Origin of the sequence: Echinicola pacifica DSM 19836, from assembly GCF_000373245.1 — a bacterium.
Lineage (GTDB): Bacteria > Bacteroidota > Bacteroidia > Cytophagales > Cyclobacteriaceae > Echinicola > Echinicola pacifica.
In genome coordinates, this window is the sequence record NZ_KB890740.1 from 83,012 (window position 1) to 106,525 (window position 23,514).

The 23,514-nt window shown below is 42.4% G+C and carries 17 protein-coding genes; 3 read left to right on the forward strand and 14 right to left on the reverse strand.

Annotated features, from left to right (window positions below):
- Positions 1–99: 99 nt before the first annotated feature.
- The 6 genes from B050_RS0109065 to B050_RS0109095 form a co-directional block, all read right to left on the reverse strand.
- A complete protein-coding gene (locus tag B050_RS0109065) occupies positions 100–1,095 on the reverse strand; it encodes an MlaD family protein (protein ID WP_018473598.1) in 996 nt (331 codons plus the stop codon).
- Positions 1,095–1,844 (reverse strand): ABC transporter ATP-binding protein, encoded by a 750-nt coding sequence (locus B050_RS0109070; RefSeq protein ID WP_018473599.1) that lies wholly within the window; start codon positions 1,842–1,844, stop codon positions 1,095–1,097. Before B050_RS0109070 ends, B050_RS0109065 begins: the two co-directional genes overlap by 1 nt.
- Positions 1,845–1,851: 7 nt before the next feature.
- A complete protein-coding gene (locus tag B050_RS0109075) occupies positions 1,852–2,649 on the reverse strand; it encodes an MlaE family ABC transporter permease (protein WP_018473600.1) in 798 nt (265 codons plus the stop codon).
- Between the two features lie 70 nt (positions 2,650–2,719).
- Positions 2,720–3,808, reverse strand: a complete 1,089-nt coding sequence (locus tag B050_RS23670) for a response regulator (RefSeq protein ID WP_240473667.1) — start codon at positions 3,806–3,808, stop codon at positions 2,720–2,722.
- Positions 3,809–5,096: 1,288 nt separating this feature from the next.
- Entirely contained in the window at positions 5,097–7,955 is a 2,859-nt protein-coding gene (locus B050_RS0109090) for a PD-(D/E)XK nuclease family protein (protein WP_018473603.1), read from the reverse strand.
- A 1-nt stretch (position 7,956) separates the two neighbouring features.
- On the reverse strand, positions 7,957–11,163 hold the full coding sequence (locus B050_RS0109095; protein WP_018473604.1) for a UvrD-helicase domain-containing protein: 3,207 nt from the start codon (positions 11,161–11,163) through the stop codon (positions 7,957–7,959).
- A 274-nt stretch (positions 11,164–11,437) separates the two neighbouring features.
- Here B050_RS0109095 and B050_RS0109100 point away from each other — a divergent pair, with 274 nt between their 5' ends.
- Entirely contained in the window at positions 11,438–12,208 is a 771-nt protein-coding gene (locus B050_RS0109100; RefSeq protein WP_018473605.1) for a YdcF family protein, read from the forward strand.
- A 67-nt stretch (positions 12,209–12,275) separates the two neighbouring features.
- On the opposite strand, the gene B050_RS0109105 is transcribed toward B050_RS0109100, so the two are convergent.
- The 4 genes from B050_RS0109105 to B050_RS0109125 all read right to left on the reverse strand — a co-directional run bounded on the left by B050_RS0109105 (position 12,276) and on the right by B050_RS0109125 (position 17,347).
- Positions 12,276–12,737 carry a CBS domain-containing protein gene (locus tag B050_RS0109105; RefSeq protein WP_026235759.1) on the reverse strand — a complete coding sequence of 154 codons (462 nt, stop codon included), beginning with the start codon at positions 12,735–12,737 and terminating at the stop codon, positions 12,276–12,278.
- A gap of 594 nt (positions 12,738–13,331) precedes the next feature.
- Entirely contained in the window at positions 13,332–14,069 is a 738-nt protein-coding gene (locus tag B050_RS0109110; protein WP_018473607.1) for a copper homeostasis protein CutC, read from the reverse strand.
- Positions 14,070–14,076: 7 nt separating this feature from the next.
- Positions 14,077–15,057 carry an isoaspartyl peptidase/L-asparaginase family protein gene (locus B050_RS0109115; protein ID WP_018473608.1) on the reverse strand — a complete coding sequence of 327 codons (981 nt, stop codon included), beginning with the start codon at positions 15,055–15,057 and terminating at the stop codon, positions 14,077–14,079.
- Positions 15,058–15,541: 484 nt separating this feature from the next.
- Positions 15,542–17,347, reverse strand: coding sequence for a TPR end-of-group domain-containing protein (locus B050_RS0109125; RefSeq protein WP_229802485.1), 1,806 nt, complete (start codon positions 17,345–17,347; stop codon positions 15,542–15,544).
- A 77-nt stretch (positions 17,348–17,424) separates the two neighbouring features.
- On the opposite strand from B050_RS0109125, the gene B050_RS0109130 reads away from it, so the two are divergent.
- Entirely contained in the window at positions 17,425–17,643 is a 219-nt protein-coding gene (locus B050_RS0109130; RefSeq protein WP_018473611.1) for a PspC domain-containing protein, read from the forward strand.
- Here the strand turns inward: B050_RS0109130 and B050_RS0109135 are convergent.
- From B050_RS0109135 to B050_RS0109150, 4 genes are all read right to left on the reverse strand, one after another.
- Entirely contained in the window at positions 17,640–18,653 is a 1,014-nt protein-coding gene (locus B050_RS0109135; protein ID WP_018473612.1) for a glycosyltransferase family 2 protein, read from the reverse strand. The two genes, B050_RS0109130 and B050_RS0109135, sit on opposite strands and share 4 nt — an antisense overlap.
- Entirely contained in the window at positions 18,650–18,985 is a 336-nt protein-coding gene (locus B050_RS0109140; RefSeq protein ID WP_018473613.1) for a YbaB/EbfC family nucleoid-associated protein, read from the reverse strand. Before B050_RS0109140 ends, B050_RS0109135 begins: the two co-directional genes overlap by 4 nt.
- 28 nt (positions 18,986–19,013) lie before the next feature.
- Complete coding sequence (gene hisS / locus B050_RS0109145; RefSeq protein ID WP_018473614.1) at positions 19,014–20,384, reverse strand: histidine--tRNA ligase; 1,371 nt, start codon at positions 20,382–20,384, stop codon at positions 19,014–19,016.
- Between the two features lie 268 nt (positions 20,385–20,652).
- Positions 20,653–20,865, reverse strand: a complete 213-nt coding sequence (locus tag B050_RS0109150; protein ID WP_018473615.1) for a hypothetical protein — start codon at positions 20,863–20,865, stop codon at positions 20,653–20,655.
- Between the two features lie 767 nt (positions 20,866–21,632).
- On the opposite strand from B050_RS0109150, the gene typA reads away from it, so the two are divergent.
- On the forward strand, positions 21,633–23,444 hold the full coding sequence (typA, locus tag B050_RS0109155; RefSeq protein ID WP_018473616.1) for a translational GTPase TypA: 1,812 nt from the start codon (positions 21,633–21,635) through the stop codon (positions 23,442–23,444).
- The last annotated feature ends 70 nt before the right edge of the window (positions 23,445–23,514 follow it).

The window sequence follows — 23,514 nt, forward strand, 5'->3', positions numbered from 1 at the left end:
GTAAAACTCGGTGGTAATTCTATAACAAAAAAATCCCTATCACCGCCCGAAGGGCAGCAATAGGGATTTCAATAAATATTGGAAGTAGATATAAATCTATCAGTTGCCTTTGGCGGCTTCTTCAGCTTCTTTGGCTTCTGCTTTATCTTTACGCTTATGGGCTTTTCTCATGATCCAGGCATATTCCAGCGCTTCCAGGTTATCATTAAGAAGTTCGGAGGTCGTTTCTGCGTTCTTCAGTGTTTCCTTAATATACTGGGCAAACTCCTCATCATTTAATAACATTCCTAGCGCATTATCCTTATCGGTCAGCTTGCCGCTAGCGGCATTAAAATTCTGAGCAGCGGAGGAAGCTTCCTCGCTGGTATTTTGCAATTCGCTGGCAGTGGCTTTAAGACTGGAGAAGATGGTGGTATCATTTGCAAGTTCGTACATCATGGTACCTTCACGATTGAGGCTGGCGGTAAATGTGCCTAGGTCTCTCGCCATTTTCTGACCATGAGCTGCTGTTTGCTCTAAGCTGGCCACTGTATTTTTGAAATTTTGAGCAAGCAGGGTATCCGTCAACACGGCTCCTACGATACCTTCACCTTTGGCAATTTTGCCGGTAAGGACTTTAAGGTCATTCGTAATAGAAACCAAGTTTTGGTTATTCTCCTGAAGTGTTTCCATCATATTGTCGGTATCCAATGGCATCACCGCCAGCAGACGATCTCCATTTTCAATAGCAGGAGCCTGAGTGGTGCCGCCATAGATGACGATAATCCGGTTACCTATAAGCCCATCAGAACTAATGGTGGCTTTGGAGTCCTTGCGGATATACTCCCTGGCTTCCACATCGACATTCAATTCTATCTCCACTTGAGATTGTCCATAGAAACGGATAGCGGATACGGTACCGATCTTCACACCAGAAAACCAGACGTTGTTTCCCGCTTGAAGTCCCTGGACATCATCGAATACGGCAGATAGCTTAAAGCTTTTCACAAAAACCTTTTGTTGAGCTCCTAGGGTAAGAATACCCAGTACGGCGATAATAATGCCCACAAGGACAAAAATGCCAACGATTACAGATTTTTTATTATCGTTTTTCATCAGGTAATGAAATTATAGTCATAAAATGATTTTACTCTTTGGTCTTCGGGCATCTGAAAAACTTCTTCGAATTTTCCTTCAGCCCCAAATTGGCCATCCAAAAGGACAGCCACTCTATCCCCTGTATCTTTGGCACAGGTCAGATCATGGGTAATGATAATGGAAGAGGTATTATAATTCTCCCTTACCTCATTGATCAGGTTGTTGATATCACTGCAGGTGATGGGATCCAAGCCTGCTGTGGGTTCATCGTAAAGCATGATCTCGGGCTTCAGGATCAAGGTCCTTGCAATACCAATTCTTTTACGTTGTCCACCCGACAGTTCGGAGGGCATCTGATTGATGGTTTGGAGCAACCCAACCGCATCCAGAGTTTCTTCCACCTGCTTGTCTATTTCTTTTCGGCTAAGGCCTTTGATATTCCTCACCAGAGGAAACTCAAGATTCTCACGCACCGTCATACTATCGTATAGCGCACTGGCCTGAAAACTAAAACCGATTTGTAAGCGGAGTGCATTGAGATCGCGAGGGCTTAGCTTAGACACTTCCTTGCCGAGCACCTGCATGGTACCTTCATCCTGGGTAAGGAGGCCCACCATGATTTTGATCAACACGGACTTGCCAGTACCAGATTTACCTAGTACTACCACATTTTCCCCCTTATAAAGATCAAGATCCACTCCCATCAACACATCCAGATCACCGAATGATTTTTTCAGGTTTCTAACTTCTACTACCTTTTCTCTCATAATATGTTTAAGACAGTCGAATAAAGTTAACAATCTGCAAAGCCAATAACTCCTCAATGAATATCAAAAACATCGCCAAAACCACCGATGCGTTGGCAGCTTTGCCGACACCTTCGGTTCCTTTGGAAGAATTATAGCCTTTATAACATCCCACAATACCTATTGTAAAACCAAAAACTAAGGACTTAAGTATGGAAGAAAATATATCCAAAAACGAAATGGAGTCAAACACCTGAACAAAGTAGGTGGTAAAACTCACATTTTCTATGGAGGTCACGGATAAGAAGGCTCCCATAAGGGCCACAAAATCGGTGTACATCACCAGTATTGGAATCATGAAGGTGGTCGCCAAGACTCTAGTGACGACCAAAAATTTAAAGGGATTGGTCGCTGATACCTCCATGGCATCGATCTGCTCCGTCACTTTCATGGAGCCGATCTCTGCACCAATACTGGAGCCCACCTTGCCGGCCGCAATCAATGCGGTCACCAAAGGCCCCATGGCTCTCACGATCGCAATGGAAATCAATGCTGGCAACCATGAGGTCGCCCCAAACTCCGAAAGCGATGGTCGAGACTGATTGGTAAATACTATTCCTACGATAAACCCTGTGAGTGAAATTAGCGGAAGGGAGTTATACCCTATCTTATAACACTGTCGAATTACTTCCTTAAATTCGTATGGAGGAATCCACACCTCGATGAAAAAACGCTTGACAAATGCAAAAGCATCCGCCAGACCTAGCATCATCTTATCAATTTTTGGGCTTATAAAATTCGCTCTATTACCTGATTGATTAGCCATAAATAATTATTGATTGTGCGAAGCTAACAAATTTCAATTGATTAGACTTTATTATTAGTTGAATTTTGGTTTACAAAATACCTGCCAAAGAATCTTTTTTAAGTGGCTTTACCAAAAATCCCGTAACCATTTCATATTCCTTACTGCGCTCTTCATCCCTGGGATCTATACTGGATGACAACATTTTTACTTCTACCTCCAACCCTTTCTCTATCATCTTATCCAAAAAATCCCAGCCCTTCATCTCAGGCATATTGATATCCAATAAAAGCAAGTCTATCCCATTATCCATCAGCCATTCCCAGGCATCAATGGGATTCGAAAAGAACACTAAATTCAAACTAGGATCAGTCCCCAATAAAAGTCGACGGTTGATCAAGTGCTGTACCTTATCATCATCCACTATCAATATTGTCTTAGACTCAGATTTTGAGTCCTGAGAAGTATTCTCATTTTTCACCATTTCTTCCGCTAATATTTCATTCATATTTTTAACCTCCTCATCCAGTTCCTCTGATGACCTCTGAAGTAAATCCACATACTCCGTATCAATGCCATTCTCCTTCAACAAAGTTACGATTCCTAATATATTAGAAAGCGGTCTGCGCAGATTATGCGAGTTCATAAATGAATATTTTTTCAAACGCTCATTTTGCCATTTAAGTGACTTATTCAATTTCTCCTTTTCCAGCAAGCTTAACCTCAAGCCGGTATTGTCCACCGCTGTCACCATCACCCGCTGCTGCTCCTCCATTTCGAAAGGTACAGTATAAATATCCATCAACCTCGTTTGACCGTTTTGGTCAATTATCTGATGTTCTTTTAAGCTCACCAGATGACCCGAAAATATACGCTGTGACTCCTCATCAGATATCCCCATTTTTTGAAGGAATTTGGTGGGGTCATCAAATAGCGAGTCGCCACCGAAAATCCTCTTCGTCGCAAGGTTGGAGGATACAAATTGACCCGAGCCTTTTTCGATGATCCACATGCATATAGGAATATGATCATAGACGACCGAGTACTTACTCCACACCATCCGGTCCTGACGAATCGATCGATCCACTAGAAAGTAAATCAGCACCCCGGAAAGAACCACAAAAAGAATCGCCTTGATCACCTCAAACTGTACAACTGACATCAAGCCTAATTGTTCCATTAAGGTATCAAAGTATAAAGAAGAAAATGCAACCCATCCTCCTCCAATCAAGATGTACACAAGTGCAATTTTTATACTTGACTTCATTGGTTATATAGCTAGTATTCCAAGATATAAAATAATCTCGGAATTCTTATATATTTTTTCCATATCCAATATTTATACTGTTTTAGTCAAGACTAAAAAGTTTAGCCGAAACTATATTAGACACAACTAAACTTTTCATATAATTCTATATACCAACTAATTACCTTAAACTATATAAATCATAACTTACATTCTTGACATAAAACCAAAACCATACTATATTCGGTATATACTGAGGGATATCTGATTACTATGACTGGTCCACACTCCCTTTTAATCACTAAAAGCGCCACTTTCACGCGTCCATAAAAGCCCCTAATTTGACTGTATAAACCTACCAAAACAGGCCATTTGAGCTTATAATAATGTGCTAACTTCTTTCTCATTCTAGTCTTCCTTTTCCCCTCTTCCACCCTAAGCGCAAGCCCCTACTTCCTGCCTCTTTCCCTATGCCACGAAAGATATTACCTGAATAATAAGGCCCAATCCCCGAACATCCGGAAACCAATTTCTCCCCTTAAAGAGACGGATGACTTTTAGCATCCAGGACTAAATCCTCCTGGTAATCGTCCCACTTCTACCCTTATTATTGGCGTCTTTCCCTACTCCCCAGCTCACTACAGTCCTGGAAGTAGGAGCAATTGGAATCAATTATAAGCCTATAAAAGCTCCCATATCCCCTAGCGGTAAAGGTAAAAAGCCTCGTACATCTGCTTAAGCTAAATACCCAAAATAAGGCCTGGGAAGAGGAAGATAAGGCAGTGAAATTAGCCTTGCACTCATAAGTCACAAATGACCGATTTGTCCAAGTATTGGATTATTGATTCCTCTGTCTCTTGTATATCGGGCTCGGTATGGCGCAGATGATATCTGCCCTCCTTTGCTATCCCAAATCCTCTTCCATAGCTTATTAATTAGGGCTAATTTGGGATGAATTGGGAGATAAAAATATTCTCCTATATAGGAAATCAAAGGATAGACCTCCCTCCAGGTCAGCAAAAAGTAAGTGGAAATACGATAGAAATTCAGGAATTTAAAGTGGATTTAGAAGCAATGGCATGAGGCCTCCTTCCAAAAAAACATAAGCCAATGTTCAATAATTGGCAGGAAAACGAAAGGTGAAGACTGTACATCTTCACCTTTTATTCTTGGCTTTTTACCAATAATAAGATTGCCCCAGAGGGGCAAAATCTATAAACAATTACCTGCCACAGATCTCCCGATAGGGACAATATTCGCACTTCTTCAGGTCTTCTGTTTGGTCAAAGGCCTGCTCTCTGTCCATAAGGTTACTTAATAATCCAGACAATTCACTTAGAAATCCCTCGTGATATACACGGTAATCATCCACATTATCAATTAGACTTCTTCCTTCTTTTAGGGATAGATAAGGTGAGAAAGTGTCTTTAAAGATCTCCTTAAAATTGAATATGGCGGGCTTCAGCGGGAGGCTATTCTGAGGGTGAACAGACTGATAAAGCAAGCCATAAATCATGGTCTGCATTGCCGCTTTATTTCTATTTTTGTCCTCCCGATCGAATAGGGAATGTATCGAAGGGAAGCTTTTGGTATCCTGACCTGACTTATAATCGATCAGCCTTACGGTCCCCAAATGCTCATCCACCCGATCGATAATTCCCGACAGGGAGAGCATATAGTGCTGTCCATTAGCCTCAGCTGGAATATTTGCGGCATAGTCATGCTCTTTTTCGAGAGATATCAGGCTAAAAGGTGAATTCTCCTTGTCCCAATTCAATACCTGCTTGATATATTTCTGCAATACATCCCTCACTATGGCCAATTGGCCCGTCAACTCTAGCTTCTGGTCATCTTCAAGATGATAAAATGCGCGGATAGCCAATTCTATGGAAGGGGCGATAAAGGCTTCAAGCGCCTTAAAATCCTCCGGCTGAATCAGCTTTCTCTGCTTACGTTTGACGAATCCCTGATATAAATACTCTAAGCTATAATGAGCTAAATTTCCAAATACAGAAGGGCTAACCTCCTCTTCCACCTTATCCTTCTCCTTAATCTTGGCGATATATTTAAAATAAAATTTCAGCCTACAATCCAGATAAACCGATAAGGCGGAGGGCGATAAGGACTTATTGGCGTTTCCGGAAGCATTCACCGTATAGTTTTCGAGCAAGCGCAAGATTTCATCCGTTTTCTCAATCGTGATACTCGGTGTTTCGGACAGGTCAACGGGCACATAAACCACTTCCTCATCGATTATCAGTGGAGTCTCTGTGGTCAACTGACGGATATATCGGGACATCTCCCCTACCCTACCACCATCACTTGCCGTGGAATAGATCATATGAATCTCCTCCGCACGATGCAGCAGCCGGTAAAAGGTATAGGCATAGATGCCGTCATTTTGCTCCTGTACAGGCAGCCCGAAGGCTTTGCGGATATTATAGGGAATAAGAGAGTTCAGGCCCGCGGCAGGAGGAAAATTCCCCTCATTCATATTGGCGATGATCACTCGGCGAAAATCCAGATTTCTCGACTCCAGCACGCCCATTACCTGCAATCCGGCCAGTGGCTCACCCTCAAAGGGAAGCTTGACTTCCCTAAAAATCTGCCTAAATAAACGGATAAAGAAATCTAAACTCACGGTGACCATCTGCTGCCCCCCAAAGACCTCCTTTAATCGCACCAGCTGCTTATGACATTGGTACAGGTAACTTCTCTGAAGCGCGTCCTCCTGCAGCTCCCTGGCCATATATTTCATCAATTCCTCCATATAGCCAAACAGCTCCTCCGTCTGAAGCTTTCGGAAGATCATAGCAAACAGCTCTCCACCAGCTACCAGATCCTTTTGGCTGATATAGATTTGATTTTTTCGTTGACTATTGTCCAGAAGTGACTTGATAAACTCCTCCTTGCCCGCCTTGATAAATCCCGATGAAAGTAAATCGCGTATAGGAACATGATAAAACCGCAGCTCCTCATCCACCACCTTCACATAGCGCTGCAATTCTAAAATTGCCTCCAAAAAAGCATAAATCGGCGCATTCCTCACCGGATAGCCCATGGTCACGTTCACTTTATTTATATTATCCGGCAACTGACTCATCACCGAAAAAAGCAATTGCTCATCAGGTAAAATCACCACGGTTTCTTCTAAGGCTTCTCCCAGAGGAATCGCCTCGAGAACCTTGGAGATAATATTGGCCTGATTTACCTTCAATGGCGTCTGATAGACCTTTATCTTGGTGGCCTGATGATTTATTCTTTCGGGTAAATCCCTAAATGTAGGCCCTAAAACACTATCCCTACGATAATCCCTGAAAAACATCCCTGCTTCATACTGAGGATTATCCACATAGAAAGCATCCATATCCCATAAAATCTCGGCCTTATACTTCGATACAAAGTGCTTAATCAAGGCTTCTTCTGTCCCGGTAAAGGCATTGAACCCAATGAAAATATAATGATCCTCGGGCTTAGGCATTGCAGCCAAATCTTCCACCACCTGACGGTAAATCATCCCAGAATAAGCCAGCCCCTCATCAGAAATCGCCTTTCTAAATTTACTATAAACGGAAAATAAGATCTCCCAATAATCCTTAAACCGCTCCTGATGTCCATGAGTCTCAAACTCAAAAGACTTCCAAAATTGTTTGATTAACTGAACTTGACTGTCGGTCAAATAACTCAGGTCACTTTCTATTTCCTTAATCTGGCTGACAAGGAGGTAGAGCTTCTTAGGATCAGCCAGGAACTGGTCCAGGTCATTGAAATCCCGAAGGATCATTTCGCCCCAATAATAGAATCGGTCAAAACTTTCAGGATTGGGCCTGAGGTTACTATATACCTTATATAATTCGAAAATGAGTGTCAACTGATCCGTGGGTCTGCTACCAGCTTGCTCATAAAAGAGGTCTTCCACAGTCATCACCTTGGGCATCCAGCTGGCCTCTGTCACCAACCTTCCCAAATGCTGGGTAAAGAATAGGCCTGCACGACGGTTTGGAAGTACCACTTTGACTTTACTAAGATCCAGTTGCCTGCCTAGCAGGTGGGCAGCACTTTCTTTCAAAAAACTTTCCATACTATTTTACCTCCACAATTTTTGCCGTTTCCAAATAACATAAATATCCCCTCACAGGTCTAGATACCAGACTTCCCACCAGCAGCATATAATCTTTCACCTGCCTATGATAGCGAGATTGCTCCTCGCCGGTTTTAAAATCAATCACGATCGCTTCCTTATCTTTTATAATGACCTTATCTGGCCGTCTCTGAATACCTCCAGGCAGGATAATTCCAGGCTCAGAAAGCACCTTACCTGTCCCATCAAACCAATCCTTGAAGGCTGGCTGATCAAATAATATCATCATCTGCTCCTCTACCACTACCAATTCCTGCTGATCCAGTCGACCTTCAAAATAGAAATCCCGAAGCCATTCTAAAGCCTGTTCTTTATTGACGGATTTTTCTAAAATCTCATGGATCAAAAGGCCAAAACTTCGCCTCTCCCGCTGCGCCAAGCCCTCAGGGCTGAAATCAGCGGCATATTTCTTTATTTCTAGAATTTCAGACCAGGTCCGATGGTGATAAGATATCTCCATCCCCTTGGCCACACTTTCCTCTTCCACTGGTTTATCCGCTGGCCATTCACCCCATTCGAATACATTTGAATCAGGGTCAAATAAAGTATTTTCTTCATCTAAATGATTTAGACGGCCTTTTTTGACTAAATCATAGAGGGCGCCTTCCAGGTTTTTTGTCGCCAAACCATTTTTGAGGCGATTTAAGGGGCTGACTGACCAAAGAACCTCCTCCGCCCGGGTCATGGCCACATAGATCATATTTAGCGTATCCAGATAGGCCAATTCCACCTCTTCCTCTAGCATAGGCTTAAAAAGTGAATTCCCCAGGCTTTTATCCAAGCTTAATGGCAGCACCAAATCTATGGAATTGCTTAAGTCCTGATAAGGGGCCCAAATATAATTGCTTTTGAAGTCCACAATTTTCCACTCTAAAAACGGCATCAGAACCACCTTAAACTGCAGGCCTTTGGACTTATGAATCGTAAGAATATTCATCGCATTATGGCCTTCCGGGATTTTTACGGATCGCTTAAGGCTATTGTCCTCCCACCACTTCAGAAAACCCGTAAGGTCGGCGCGATTATTAGTGATATAATCATAAACAGACTCTTGGAAACCCGCGATATAGGCTTTTTCCGTTCCGACCTCCATTAATTCCAATACCTGAATCAACTCTTCTGTCAGCTCCATCAGAGGTAGTTGCCCTAGGTATAGCATCTTATCCTTAAACTCCAGAATCTTTTGATTTAACCAATCAGGCTTCTCTGTTTTGGAGAAAAGCGGATGGTTTATAGCATAACCATGAAGGCTGGCATAATAAAACCACATGGTCTCAAACGGCACAGGGTCGGTGGGATCTGCCAGGTATTGCATTCCTGCCACCAGCGCTCTTACAGAAGAGGCTTTAGTCAGAAACATGGATTCATTTGACACCACATCGAAGCAAAAATGGCTTTCCTCAGGCAGAGGCTTATAAGCCATCAAGGTGTCCGCTATCCGAGCGCCGTGATCCTTTTTCCTCACCAGAAAAGCAATATCTCTAGCTTGGTAGCCTTTGGATTGCAGCTCCATCACCATCGTTGGAAGTCTTTCTAATACTTGCTCTGAATAGTCGACCTCCTCATTTTCCAGAAACTCCATCTTCACCTTACCTGCAAATTCCTGTTTCAGTTTACCAGAAGGAATCTCCTGCTTAGCATCCACATAGGCTTTGGTCAATACCTCAGGACTGGGCAATTCCTGATCCTGGAGATATAATTCCTGCAATAGCTTTGGGAAGGCCTCAAACAGCGCATTGTTAAAATTAATAATCCGGGGAAGGCTCCTATAGTTGGTGGCAAGGGTCTTTGACTCCACTCGCTCCTCGCCAAGCTCCGTCTCCACTCTCTCCAGTAGCAATTTCATATCCCCTCCACGCCAGCGATAAATGGACTGTTTCACATCTCCCACCACAAGGTTCCGGCGATTAGAAGCCAGTGAATTTTCTAAAAGGGGCTTAAAACTGTCCCATTGGAAACCTGAGGTATCCTGAAATTCATCTATTAGGTAATGTTGATATTGGTTACCTACTTTCTCGTAGATAAATGGGGCATCATTTTCACTGGTTATTTCCTTCAGGAAGTCATTGGCATCAGAGATCAATAAAATATTTTCCTCATCCTTCACATTTCGCAGCTCCTCCATCAAGTTTCTAAATACTCCAAAGGCGAAGATATTCTTAGAGATAATCATCAGGGTATTCCACTGCTCTTCGGCAGCGGGCAATTGATGAATAATCTCGCTCAATCCTGCATGATAGGCCGCGATTATCGCCTCTTTATTTTTACTCGTTTTGGTATAAAACACTTCCTCCAGATGAATATTTTCCTTTTGGATTTGGGTAAGAGTGGGGAAAGGCTGTTTATCATCACCTAGATCCTTAAATTTCCTACCTATTCCTCCGGCTCCTCCCTTAAAATCTGCCCAACCCAACCCAAACCTACCTGCTATTTCATTCGCTAGGGAGCCTAGCTCCTTTGCATGGCTGATCATATCCTTCTTTGACTTAATGATATATTCATGAAGCATTTTGATATTCTCCTTACTGGAGAGAAATTCCCTGATCGGCTGCTGATATCGCTTAAAATTCTCTGAAAACAGTTCCTTGCCCAGGGTTCCTATGCCATGCCTAATGTCCCACGACTTACCATCCTGAATCTGAGTCAAAGCATAATTCACCAGCCATTGATGCAGGAAGGGATCTTCCAACACCAAATCCACCACTCGGTCAATCACTCTCTCTAAGACTGCTTGCTGATCCAAGGCAATATCGAATTTTGCCTGAAGGTCTATCTCCCGCGCAAAGGAGCGCACCACTTTTTGAAAAAAGCTATCGATGGTGGTGACGGAAAAATTTGCGTAATCATGCAAAATAGCAGAAAGTACCTCAGCAGCCTTTTGCTTTAGCAGCTCAGGCCCACAGTCCAGGTGCTCTAATAGTTGCTGATCCAAAAACTCCTCGGGGCGGACTTCCTCACTTAACCTCTCCAAAACAGAAAGTATCCGATCCTTCATCTCTTGGGTAGCCTTATTGGTAAAAGTTACTGCTAGAATCCCCTTAAAAGACCTAGGCTGCGCCAAGGCCAATTTAAGGTACTCGAGGGTAAGCGTATAGGTTTTCCCAGATCCTGCTGATGACTTATATATAATAAAAGGTTTATGATCCATCTTTAGAATTTTCGTGTAGTGACAAAACAAGTTGATTTTTTGCTGATATAAAAATCTGTGACCCTAACTGTCACATTTATTCTTTCCAAGGAAATTATGACCTAGCGATTGTTCTCAGGTCCTTCTCCAATGCCTACTTATTGCAATTCTAAAAATAATCAAATGGGAGAGATAATCGCTACTAAAAGTTAAGGTTAGCGACCTAGCCAAATTAACAACTAACACTATATTTGTAAAGAATCATGATTCATACCCTTACCCCCAATTCCAAGCCATGTTCTTTATTCTTGCAAAACTCCTGACTTTCCTCGCCATGCCACTCACCTGGGTATTTATTGGCTTGGGATTGGCTCTATACGTCAAAAAAGCTGAGCTTAGAAAACGGCTGCTGTGGACGACATTTACTGTGCTCTATCTCTTCTCTAACCAATACCTGTCCAATCAGGTGATGAAAAGCTGGGAGCCTGACTTTACACCGATGGACCAATTGGCTCAATATGAGGTGGGCATCGTGCTCACTGGGGTGACCAATTTAAATAAGACTGCTTATGATAGGACGTTTTTTAATAAAGGTGCCGATCGGGTGACACATGCCATTCAGCTTTACCATTTGGGCAAGATTAAAAAAATACTGGTGACCGGCGGTCAAGGCTTAAACCCTGCCAATACCAATACAGAGGCGAAACTTCTTTCGGATGTGATGATATTTAGTGGAGTAAAAAAAGAGGATATTATCCTGGAAACAGCGGCACAAAACACTTATCAAAATGCCACTTTGACCAAATCTACTCTTGAGGCCGAAGACATTGACTCTAAGTCAGGTTTGTTATTAATTACCTCAGCTTTTCACATGAAGCGTGCAAAGGCCTGTTTTGATAAAGCTGGACTCGAAACGACCATTTTCCCCGTGGACTATTACGCTACAGATTCCGGATTGAATTTTTTAAATGGCTTCGTTCCCGATCCTGATTCCATCGTAATCTGGCATAAGCTCTTTAAGGAATGGATAGGAATCACTGTCTATCGACTGATGGGGTATATCTAAAATCAGCTGGTCACGAGAGAATCGAGACCAGTTGATAGATAATAAGATGATGAATACGACCTGGATTTTACCAGGTGGAAGATTTAAGATCAGGCACTGCCCGAATGATATCACTTAAGCTAATCTGACCTACGAGACGGCCATTTTTCATGACAGGGAAACGTCTGATCTTAAGCTTTAAAAATTCATGTGCCGCATCAAAAATAGAAACTTCCGGATCCATAGTAAATACCTCCTTGGACATATGCTCTCTAACTCTGCCGGCGATTCTGGGTGTATTATTATACTTTCCTCGGATGATCTCCTTCAGGCAATCTACTTCTGAGATTATACCTACCAAATTTCCAGCATCATCGAGGACTGGCGCTCCAGAAATTTTCTTTTGGTTCAATACTAAGATGACACTATCTATGGTATCATCAGGGTGAAAGGTGGTCAGCTTTGTGGTCATATGATCCTGCACTAAAATAGGTTGTGACCGTTGTGATTTTGGATCAGCTAAGCGAACACCTTGAAAACTTTTTACCATGATTTTTTTGGGTTTTAGTTAATAACAAGATTAATAATATACTATTTATTAATCCATTTACAAATTTTCTTAGCATAATATAAAAATTCAACAGCAATACCTATTGGAAATACCCCCTTCACCTCACTTCTATTTGGTGATTTAATTTTGATTTCGAATTGAATAGCCTTCGTCAGTGCAAAGATTCTAATTTTCTCTCCTTCTAATTAGTAATTTTTCATTGGGCAGTGCCTACACTATTATCTGTAAAATCCCATCCGGACCGCCCCTCTTTTTCTGCTCAAATGCGCTGAGGTAATGATAGGAAAAGAGGTCAAACTCATAATAGGAGCATACTATTATAAGGAGCAGTGAAGGAGGTATTATACTAAAAGCTAATATTTCACCTAGCTCCAACTTATAAAAGGTACCAAAAAGCGCCTCTATTTCTTATTCACAGTCAAAATATGCTTTGCCATATGGCCCCTCATATGGCACAAAAAAATTTCCAGTGCCTGCTCTTTCCTCCTTCGCAGCCAGGATAAGTAATTCCTAGGCAACGTAGAATTGGAATTTGGGGCACTGGAGATCTATATAAAGCGTACTATATATTCACTAAAGGTGTTCTTTTACTTTATCCACCTCAGCCTGACTTACGGTCAACACCTTCTTTTGGAATTCAGGGACGGCGCTTAGCTCCAGACCCTCATTCCAAAACTTACTTGCTGATGGTCTCCACTCCTTACAGCTCATATGGATTTCTTTAAGCTGTCCTGATGCTGATAAGGGGGCTATAAAGTCAGTTTTCATCGCTCCACCGGGCATCACAATAATGCGGTTATTGGCTAGATTAATCAAATTCTGAATATTGCTCAGGCCCTCTTTCACGGTGTTTTTGCCACCTGAGGTAAGGACTCTTCGAAAGCCACATTCAATGATGGCCTCGAGGGACTTTTCCAGGTTTCTGGAGGCGTCAATAGCTCTATGGAAAGTACATGGAAGTCCATCAGCCATCTCCACGAGCTGCTCGCAGGCACCGAGGTTGACCTCACCACGAGGGGTAAGTACACCAAAGACAAATCCATCAGCGCCTAGGCTTTTGAGGATTTTGATATCTTGCTTCATCACCTCGATTTCCTCCGAGGAATAAACAAAATCACCACCTCTAGGTCTAATCATCACAAAGATGGGAATGCTCAGCTTTTCCTTCAGAAAACTCAAGATTCCTGCACTTGGCGTCTCTCCACCTTCGAGGAAATCGGCGCACAATTCGAGTCTGTTTATCCCATACTCCGCGGCCTTTATTGCGGCTTCAACAGTAAATACTGGAGCCTCTACTAACAGTTTCCCCATAGTTTATTTAAAATTTACTTTTCGAGTCGATCAAGGATTGGTCACCCCGCTGATGTCTGGCAAAATTGAACCCAGGATGTACGGCATATGCTCCATACTCCCCATCCTTATTCAATGCCAGAAATCCTGCCTGGATATTTTCTATGCCTTTATTTTTACTTATCAGTCTTTTGACCGCTTCTTCACATGCTTCCTGAGGGCTCCAGCCTTGTCTCATCAGCTCCACTATCAGGAAGCTTCCACATATCTTGATGATGGATTCGCCTAAGCCAGTAGCTGTGGCTGCCCCCACTTCATTGTCCACATACAGTCCCGCACCGATGATCGGGCTGTCTCCTACTCTACCGTGCATCTTATACGACAGCCCACTTGTGGTACAGGAGCCAGCCATATTTCCATTTTCGTCAATCCCAATCATCCCGATGGTATCGTGGTTTTCTATATTTATAATGGGCTTGTATTCCGATTTTACCTTCCAGTTTTCATAGGCTTTGGCAGCCTTTGGGCTCAGTTCTTCTTTCTCGATTGGGAACCCCTCTTGAATAGCAAACTGCCTGGCTCCTTCTCCTGCCAGCATCACATGGGGAGTGTCTTCCATCACCTTTCGCGCAAGCGTAATCGGATGTTTTACCTGACGCACAAAGCACACAGATCCACAAGAACCATCACCTTTCATAATAGAAGCATCCAAGGTAACAATCCCTTCACGATCAGGAAGACCTTGCAGGCCTACAGACAAATTGCTCAAGTCTGACTCAGTGACCTTCACTCCTTGCTCCACCGCATCCACAATATTTCCGGTGCTCTCCAGCACTTCCCAGGCCTTGTCATTGGCGGCCATCCCATGGTTCCAGGTCGATAAGATCAAGGGCTTTTGTGCTTCCTTTTTGGTTTTTGCAAATCCCTCTAAACTTGTCCCTAAAGCTCCTGGAATGACCAGTGCAGATGACAATATTGATTTCTTTAAAAATTCTCTTCTATCAGACATACCCTCTATATTTTTTTCTCTAATTATTATTTCTCTGTGATTCTTCTAGCCTCCGATTCCTATAGGATTTATATAAGCCATGAATGATCCCCTACCCTCTAACCAATTTAATTACTTATTTAGGCAAGGGCTACGATTCGGTAAAATTTAAATTCCTGGGTGATACCATCATGAGATGCTCCTATTTTATGAATAAGGCCCATCTTGATCTCGAAAAATAGAAAATTTTAAAGAGAAAAAATATTTTGATCTCTGAATTAATGCATTTTTTCACTAAACTAAACGGATATAGCAATATTTTTTTCAGAAGATTTTCTTTAAACTTCTGTATTTCCGTTAAGAAAAGGAAGTCACCAAGAACACCTTTCATTTATCAATAAGCTATATATCTATTAAAAGCGAGGAAGAAATAATCGAGGCTTGGGTAGCAAAAAATCCTGCTCCAAAGTGGAGCAGGATCGTTTTTACGCTAATAAGCTCTTCCTTAAAGGATGGCTTCTATAAATGCAGGATCTTTGAAGTAATCTCTAAATTCCAGGTCAGTGGCCGCCCTATTTTTCAAATAAGGGCTACGATTGATGGCCTTTTTTAGGTTTTCAAACAATCGCTCTTCATCATGATTATTCGCTGCCACGAGTGCGAGACCGTAAAAAGCATAGCCATAATTCATATTGGCTAAGGCGCTCTGCTCAAAAGCAATAGCAGCCTCCGCATATTCCTCCGCCAGATAGAATGCTAAGCCCTTATTAAATAAGTTCACCTCGGTGGCCGGAGCCTTGGAAAGGCGCAAAGTGGCTAGTTTATAATCTCCCCTTAGGATATCCAGAGCTCCCCTTTTGCCCTCATTGATGGCATTTAGCAAAGCTTGGTCTTTGGACAGGGAATTGGCCTCTGAAATCTCCAGGTAAGCGGCATCATAATCACCCCACATAAGGTAGGCCTGGCCCATATTATGACGGGCGTAGGCACTTTCATTGATTTCGTAGGACATACGGAACATCCTCATGGCCTCATTTACCTTTTGATTCTTATCACTTATTCGATTCATCCTATGCGCCTGATTGAGGTAGACCACGCCAAGATTATTATAGGCCAATGCTGAACCATGTAAGGATAGCATTGCCTCATATAAAATTTGTCTTTCTTTCAAGCCTGGATTTAGCTCCGCTGCCCGGGCAAGTTCTGCCTCAGTAAGCTCATCTCCCTTGGCGGTGCCATTTATATAAGAATGGGCTAAGCCGCTAATTTCCGGATCACTACTTCTATCTTGCTCCAGCATCACAGTCACTCGAGCCATCTGCATATCGGCAAATTTCTCCCTGGACAATATAGTATAAGAAGGAAGTAGCTTCATGCGGTTTATCTTGCCTTCATAGCTGTCCTCGGAATATATAATATCGAAATACTTATCACGCTCCTTCATATCAATATTCTCAAAGGTGCGCAGCAGGTGCCTAAAGAGCAACCAATCCTGCTTAGGGTCCACTATTTTTATATTTACTGCATTAGGATCCCCTTTGTATCCGTTTTCACTTAGGTAATTTACCAACCATACTTCCACCTGATGGGCTCGGTCATTGCTGAGTGTCGCAAAGTCTTCCTCATCTGGAGAGCACATCCCAGAGATGCTTACCTGTTGGATTTTTTGTCCCTTGGCGATGATCTGATTTAGCTCATCTTCCAGTCGAGCATTTTTGCTGGATCCCTGAGCATAGGAAGAATTTTTAGCGAAATAATAACTTAATTCTCTAGCGGCCAGGTTAAGGAAGTCTTCTTCATAGCTCATATATGCCCCCACATCGGGAATATTCTCCCCAACGGCAAACTGTCCCACACGAGTAAGTTCGGGAGTGGAGACTATCCCTTTGGCTAGGCTGATATTGGGTGTAGAGACTGAATTGCCAGAAGTGGATTCCTGAAGGAGTCCCTTCACCTGTAGTTCTCCGCGATCCATCCCTTCCAGATAGGGGAAGGATAAAGTGCGGATAACCTGCGCCGTCTGGCCAGGTGCAGATAGGTCCTCATGAGTTATTTTAATTTCCTCCAGCGGGAGGGCACCTTCGCCATACTGAAACTCGGGCAAGATGAGGTAAAACCTCTCCTCGGTGATGGTTCCTGCGGGAATGGTGGCACGTAATTTGAATCGCACAGAATCATTGTGCATCCTTAGAGGTTGTTTGTCCACGGTAATTTCGCTCATGGCATCTCCTTGAGTTAGAGAACGGCTGCTGCATGACATCCAAATCGCTGAAATGCAAATCATTACTACCACCGCTATCTTTCTAATCATATAATCAGGCATGAGGTTATTTATTAGAAAATTCATTATATTTTGATTACTTTTGGACAATTATTTAAAGTCGAATTATGGAAAAGCTTAAGATATTCTTCGAAGACCGTGCGTTTGGTGTATGCTCCAAACTTGGGGAAAAACTAAACTTCCCCATTGACAGTATTCGTTTATTCTTTATATATACCTCATTTATCACGATGGGTTCTCCTATTATAGTCTATGTCACCATGGCAATGATGATGAAAATCCGGAAATATTTCAGAAAGAGCAATAATCCAATTTTATTTGATTAGAGTTCCTGGTATCTTTTCTTTCCTGCCAAATAGTATTTTATAACAATTGAATTGATATAAGACCGTCTATTTTCGGCTTGGGAAGGCAATTTTGATGCCAAATACTTTGACTTTTTTATCTTCGATTTCATTTTGAAGAAATCCCTGTACCCTTTCAGCACTGCTTTGGTCTGATCTCCTTTGCCGGTCAGCGCCAGGTACAGTCCGGCAAAGCTGTCCATACCCATTCTTAGCACAAATAACAGCAGAAAACGGGAGCTATGCAGGTTTTTATATAGCATCAGCAGGTTATTTCGCATATTGAGGTAAGTCTTGAATGAACTCGTGCGGGACAAGGTCCCCCCACCCAGATGGTACACGCTGACCTTTCCGAGGTAGCCAAGCTTCCAGCCGGCCATCGTCCATCGCCAGCAGAGATCGATCTCCTCCATATGTGCAAAAAACTCATCGTCAAAGCCCTGCTCCTCAAAGAAAGCCTCTGCTCTAAGAGCAAAACATGCTCCCGAAGTCCAGGATACTTCCAGCGTATCATCATACTGGCCCCGGTCCTCCTCTATCTCATCGAGGATCCTCCCACGGCAATAAGGATAGCCCAACTGGTCAATAAAACCTCCTCCAGCTCCAGCATAATCATACTGGTTCGGGTTTTGAAAAGAAAGGATTTTTGGCTGTACGGCCACATGGTCTGGATGAGCATCCAGAAAATCCACAAGGGATCTATCCCATAATGGACTGACTTTTACATCAGAATTGAGCAATACAAAATACTCGTAAGCACCTTGGAGCCTCGCCAAAGCCTCGTTATAGCCCTTGCTATACCCATAGTTTTGGGAAAGTGCCAGGACCTGTAAATCAGGGTAATGCCTGGCCAAAAAATCAATAGAATCATCCGAGCTGTGATTATCAGCAATGATAATTTCAAAAAAACTCTCAGTCAATAAAGTAGGAAGGAACTGCCTGAGCATTTCCTTCCCATTATAATTCAAAATGACTATTGCGGCCTTTCTCATCCAAACATTTTGCCGAGATCCATACCTGGAATATTAGGCATCATCCCCTCAGTGGCTTTTTTCATTTCTTCCTGGATCTGCTGCTCCACATTTTCATAGGCCTTATTGGCTGCTGCCACGATCAGGTCTTTGACCATATCTCTATCTTCAGGTTTCAGCAGACTTTCATCGATCTGGATGTCCAGCATCTTACGATGTCCATTGACGATTACCTTCACCATTCCTGCTCCTGATTCCCCTTCGGCAGTAAGATGAACGAGCTCAGCCTGCTTTTCTTTCACCTTGGCCTGGGCTTCCTTCACCTTATTCATCATATTCATAAAATCAAACATACTTTCTTCTTTTAGTGTCCAAACTAGATTACGCCTTTATTAATGTGATGGCTTCCGCCAGATCATACATAGACTGATCGCCAGTATGCAGGTTTTTTAAGGTTACTTTATTTTGATCTATTTCCTCATCCCCAATCATTATTACAAAAGGGATGTTTTTCTTATCAGCGTAGTGGAATTGCTTCTTCACCTTGACCTCATCAGGATAGATCTCCGAGGAAAGACCAGCCTGTCGCAGCGCATTGAGCACTTTCAGCCCGTATTTTTTACCTTTCTCATCAAAATATCCAATCATCACTTCTGTGGATCGCTCCTGATCCGCCGGGAATAGTGATAATTCTTCCAGCACATCATAGATTCGATCCACCCCAAAAGAAAATCCTACACCCGACACCCCTTCCAGGCCAAATACGCCTGTCAGATTATCATAACGACCTCCCCCACTTACGGATCCTATGGACACCTTGTTTACTTTCACCTCAAAGATGGCGCCTGTATAATAAGAAAGCCCTCGGGCCAGGACCAAATCCAGCTCCACATGAGCCTCATCTTCACCGTATTCAGCCAATAATGCAAATACCTCCTCCAATTCTCTTACGCCCTTGGTTCCTTCTTCGCTAGAAGCTAGAAATCCCTTAAGAAACTCCAATTTATCAGCATTGGAGCCTTTTTGAGAAATTACAGGCTCCAGTTTGTCGATAGAAGGCTGAGCAAATCCCCGCTGTAGCAGTTCTTCCTGGACCTTTTCCCAGCCGATCTTATCCAGCTTATCGATGGCCACACAGAGTTGTCCTTCTTTACCCGGCTCCCCGATCACTTCGGATAGTCCTGTTAGTATTTTTCTGTTATTGATCTTGATATCATAATCAGTGAGCTTCAGATGGGCAAATACCCTTCTGATCATAAGGAGGATCTCCACCTCACAGATCAGGCTGTCCGTGCCCACCACATCGGCATCACACTGATAAAACTCCCGATAACGGCCCTTCTGAGGGCGGTCTGCCCGCCATACTGGCTGAATCTGAAATCGCTTAAAGGGATAAGTAATCTCATTCCTATTCATCACCACATACCTAGCAAAAGGCACAGTAAGGTCATATCGAAGGCCTTTCTCGGCGATTTTTGGGAGCATCGCTGCTGTCCCCGCATCCAGATCAGTGGCATTTACCTTCTTTAGGTAATCCCCACTATTGAGGATCTTATACAATAATTGATCCCCCTCATCTCCATACTTGCCTGTAAGTACTGAGAGGTTCTCCATCGATGGAGTCTCCAGCTGCTGATAGCCAAAAAGCCTAAAAGTATCTTTAATAGTATCTAAAATATAATTCCTGCGCGCCATTTGGCTGGGGCCAAAGTCACGAGTTCCTTTTGGTAGCGATGGTTTTTGGATGCTCATTAATCAAAATTTTTGCCCAAAGGTATAAAATATGCATGAATTAGCGAAGGGTTTGTTGAGGATAGCCCTATCAGAAATATCTCCCAGGCGTATTAACTGGTATTTTGACTAGCGGTTTTATATTTTTTTCGCGCCGGGGGCGAAAAGCAAGGCTCCTAAAAATGAAAAAAACCGCCATAGGACGGTTTTCATTTGCTCTCTTTTCTTTGAAAGGAGTATTCTTTTATAGTAGGTTTTCTCCAAATTATCCTTGGCTTGGGGGTGAAAATTATAACATCAAAGCACTTCTGATCCCCTCAGCAAGTTTCTTACCTAAGGAATTTCCTTCAGACTTAGGACTCGCAATAGTTTCGATGGACTTCATGGTGGTCTTTGTTCGGATGATTTCCCACACGTTTTCCCTGGCTTCTCTTTCATTTGACGCTTCAGTATGAATCTGAAACTCCACATCATTGATCTCGATCTTAATTAAATATTTCATGGTACATTGGTTTAGGTAAATACTATAAAACTTTCTTTTTAGCATTTATTACACTAAAGTGTCACCTTTCGTCATACACGACATTCATCTCTTGTAAAATGTATTTCGAAATAATTTTATTGTATTTCACAAATATAGTGAATTATTATCAAACCCAATTTTTTATGGAATTTCCACTATGAAGTCAGGCTCAATAATAAGTTAATTTACTAAAAATACTTTTCTCAACTCACCTCCTTTACACCTCATATATTACCAAAAATAATACCAAAACTATCGGTTCCACCGAGGCAGGAGGACAGAAATATGGCTTTACGCCTGAAATTACAGGATACCGCACTCCATTTCCCCGGTAGAATTAGTATTTATCGCGCATTTAATAGCTACTGAATAGGGAAAAGTAGGGGTCAGGAAGAGTTACTATCTATAAGGAATGGCTAATCCGCAAAAGCTAGCTGGCTGCAGGAGGAGATCAGAATGATGGATTTGGATAAAAGGGGCGAAAAACAGAAAAAAAGGAAGTACCTATAAAATGTAGCTTATTGCGCTTGAAAAATTCTAAAAACCTAGGTAAATTTAGCCTAGGTACTGGTAAATTATTTATTTATCCATAAATATTTACCATTTGGCTTGTATTGAAAAAGGCTATAAAAACTTATATGAAGCAAAAAATAATTTTTTTTTTAGCAGATGGCTTTAAAGTTTATTTAGGCTTAACAAGATAACCAAATTTTCTTTGTACTTTTGCAACTTAATTAATCCTTATCATGCAGAATATTCGTAACATCGCGATTATCGCGCACGTTGACCACGGCAAGACCACTTTGGTGGATAAAATCATCCACGCCTCAAAGATTTTCCGTGAAAACCAGCAATTTGACGACCTTATCCTGGACAATAACGACTTGGAAAGAGAGAGAGGTATTACCATTCTTTCCAAAAACGTGTCCGTAAGATATAAAGACACCAAGATCAATATTATTGATACTCCTGGTCACGCCGACTTTGGCGGTGAAGTGGAGCGTGTATTGAAGATGGCCGATGGGGTTATCCTATTGGTCGATGCTTTTGAAGGTCCGATGCCTCAGACGCGATTTGTATTGGGCAAAGCCCTGGCTTTAGGCCTTACGCCTATTGTAGTAGTAAACAAAGTAGATAAGCCTAACTGTCGTCCTGACGAGGTACATGAAGCCGTTTTTGACTTGATGTTCAACTTGGATGCTACAGAAGAGCAATTGGACTTTGTAACCATGTATGGTTCCGCCAAAAACAACTGGATGGGATCTGACTGGAAAAACCCTACCGACTCTATCCTTCCTTTATTAGATACGATCCTGGAACATATCCCTGCTCCAAAAATCGAAGAAGGTACCGCCCAGATGCAAATCACCTCATTGGATTTCTCCAATTTCGTAGGTAGAATTGCTATTGGCAGACTTAAAAGAGGCACACTTAAAGAGAACACTCAGGTGGCTCTTTGCAAAGCAGATGGATCTATCAAGAAAATGAGGATCAAAGAACTGCATGTCTTTGAAGGATTAGGAAAAAATAAAGTAGAAGAGGTTATCGCTGGAGACATCTGTGCGATCACTGGTATCGAAGGATTCGAAATTGGCGATACTGTCGCTGATGCTGACAATCCTGAACCACTACCTCGTATTTCGATCGATGAGCCTACGATGAATATGCTCTTCACGATCAATAACTCCCCGTTCTTTGGTAGAGAAGGTAAATTCGTGACTTCCCGTCACCTAAGAGATCGCTTGTTCAAAGAAATGGAGAAAAACCTCGCCTTGCGAGTGGAACCAACCGATAATGAAGATAAATTCCTGGTTTATGGCCGTGGTATTCTTCACTTGTCTGTGTTGATCGAAACCATGAGAAGAGAAGGTTATGAATTACAAGTAGGTCAGCCTCAGGTAATTTATAAGGAAGTAGATGGCGTGAAGCAAGAGCCTATCGAATCATTGGTAGTGGATGTACCAGAAGAGACTGCCGGTAAGGTAATCGAATTGGCCACCCAACGTAAAGGTGAACTTTTGATCATGGAGCCTAAAGGCGATCTTCAACACCTTGAATTCCAAATTCCTTCCAGAGGATTGATCGGACTTAGAAATAATGTATTGACTGCCACTCAAGGAGAGGCGATCATGAATCACCGTTTCATCAAGTACGAAGCCTTCAAAGGAACTATCCCTGGCAGAATCAACGGTTCCATCATTTCTATGGAGTCTGGTCCTACTACAGGTTACGCTATTGATAAACTTCAGGATCGTGGAGTATTCTTCGTTGATCCAGGACAAGAAATATACGGTGGCCAGGTAATCGGCGAGCACTCTCGTGACAATGATATCGTGGTAAACGTGCAGAAAGGTAAAAAACTTACCAACATGCGTGCGTCTGGTTCAGATGATAACGCTAAAATCGCCCCTGCAAAGAAATTCTCTCTTGAGGAAAGTATGGAATACATCCAAAAGGATGAATATCTTGAAATCACTCCTAAAAGCATGAGAATGCGTAAAATCTTCCTCGACGAAGGAGAAAGAAACAGAATGGCAAAAAAGGACATCAGTAACTAATACTGATTGCTAGACTATATTTAAAAGGCTCCCTTGAATTTCTTCAAGGGAGCCTTTTTTTTAAATTATC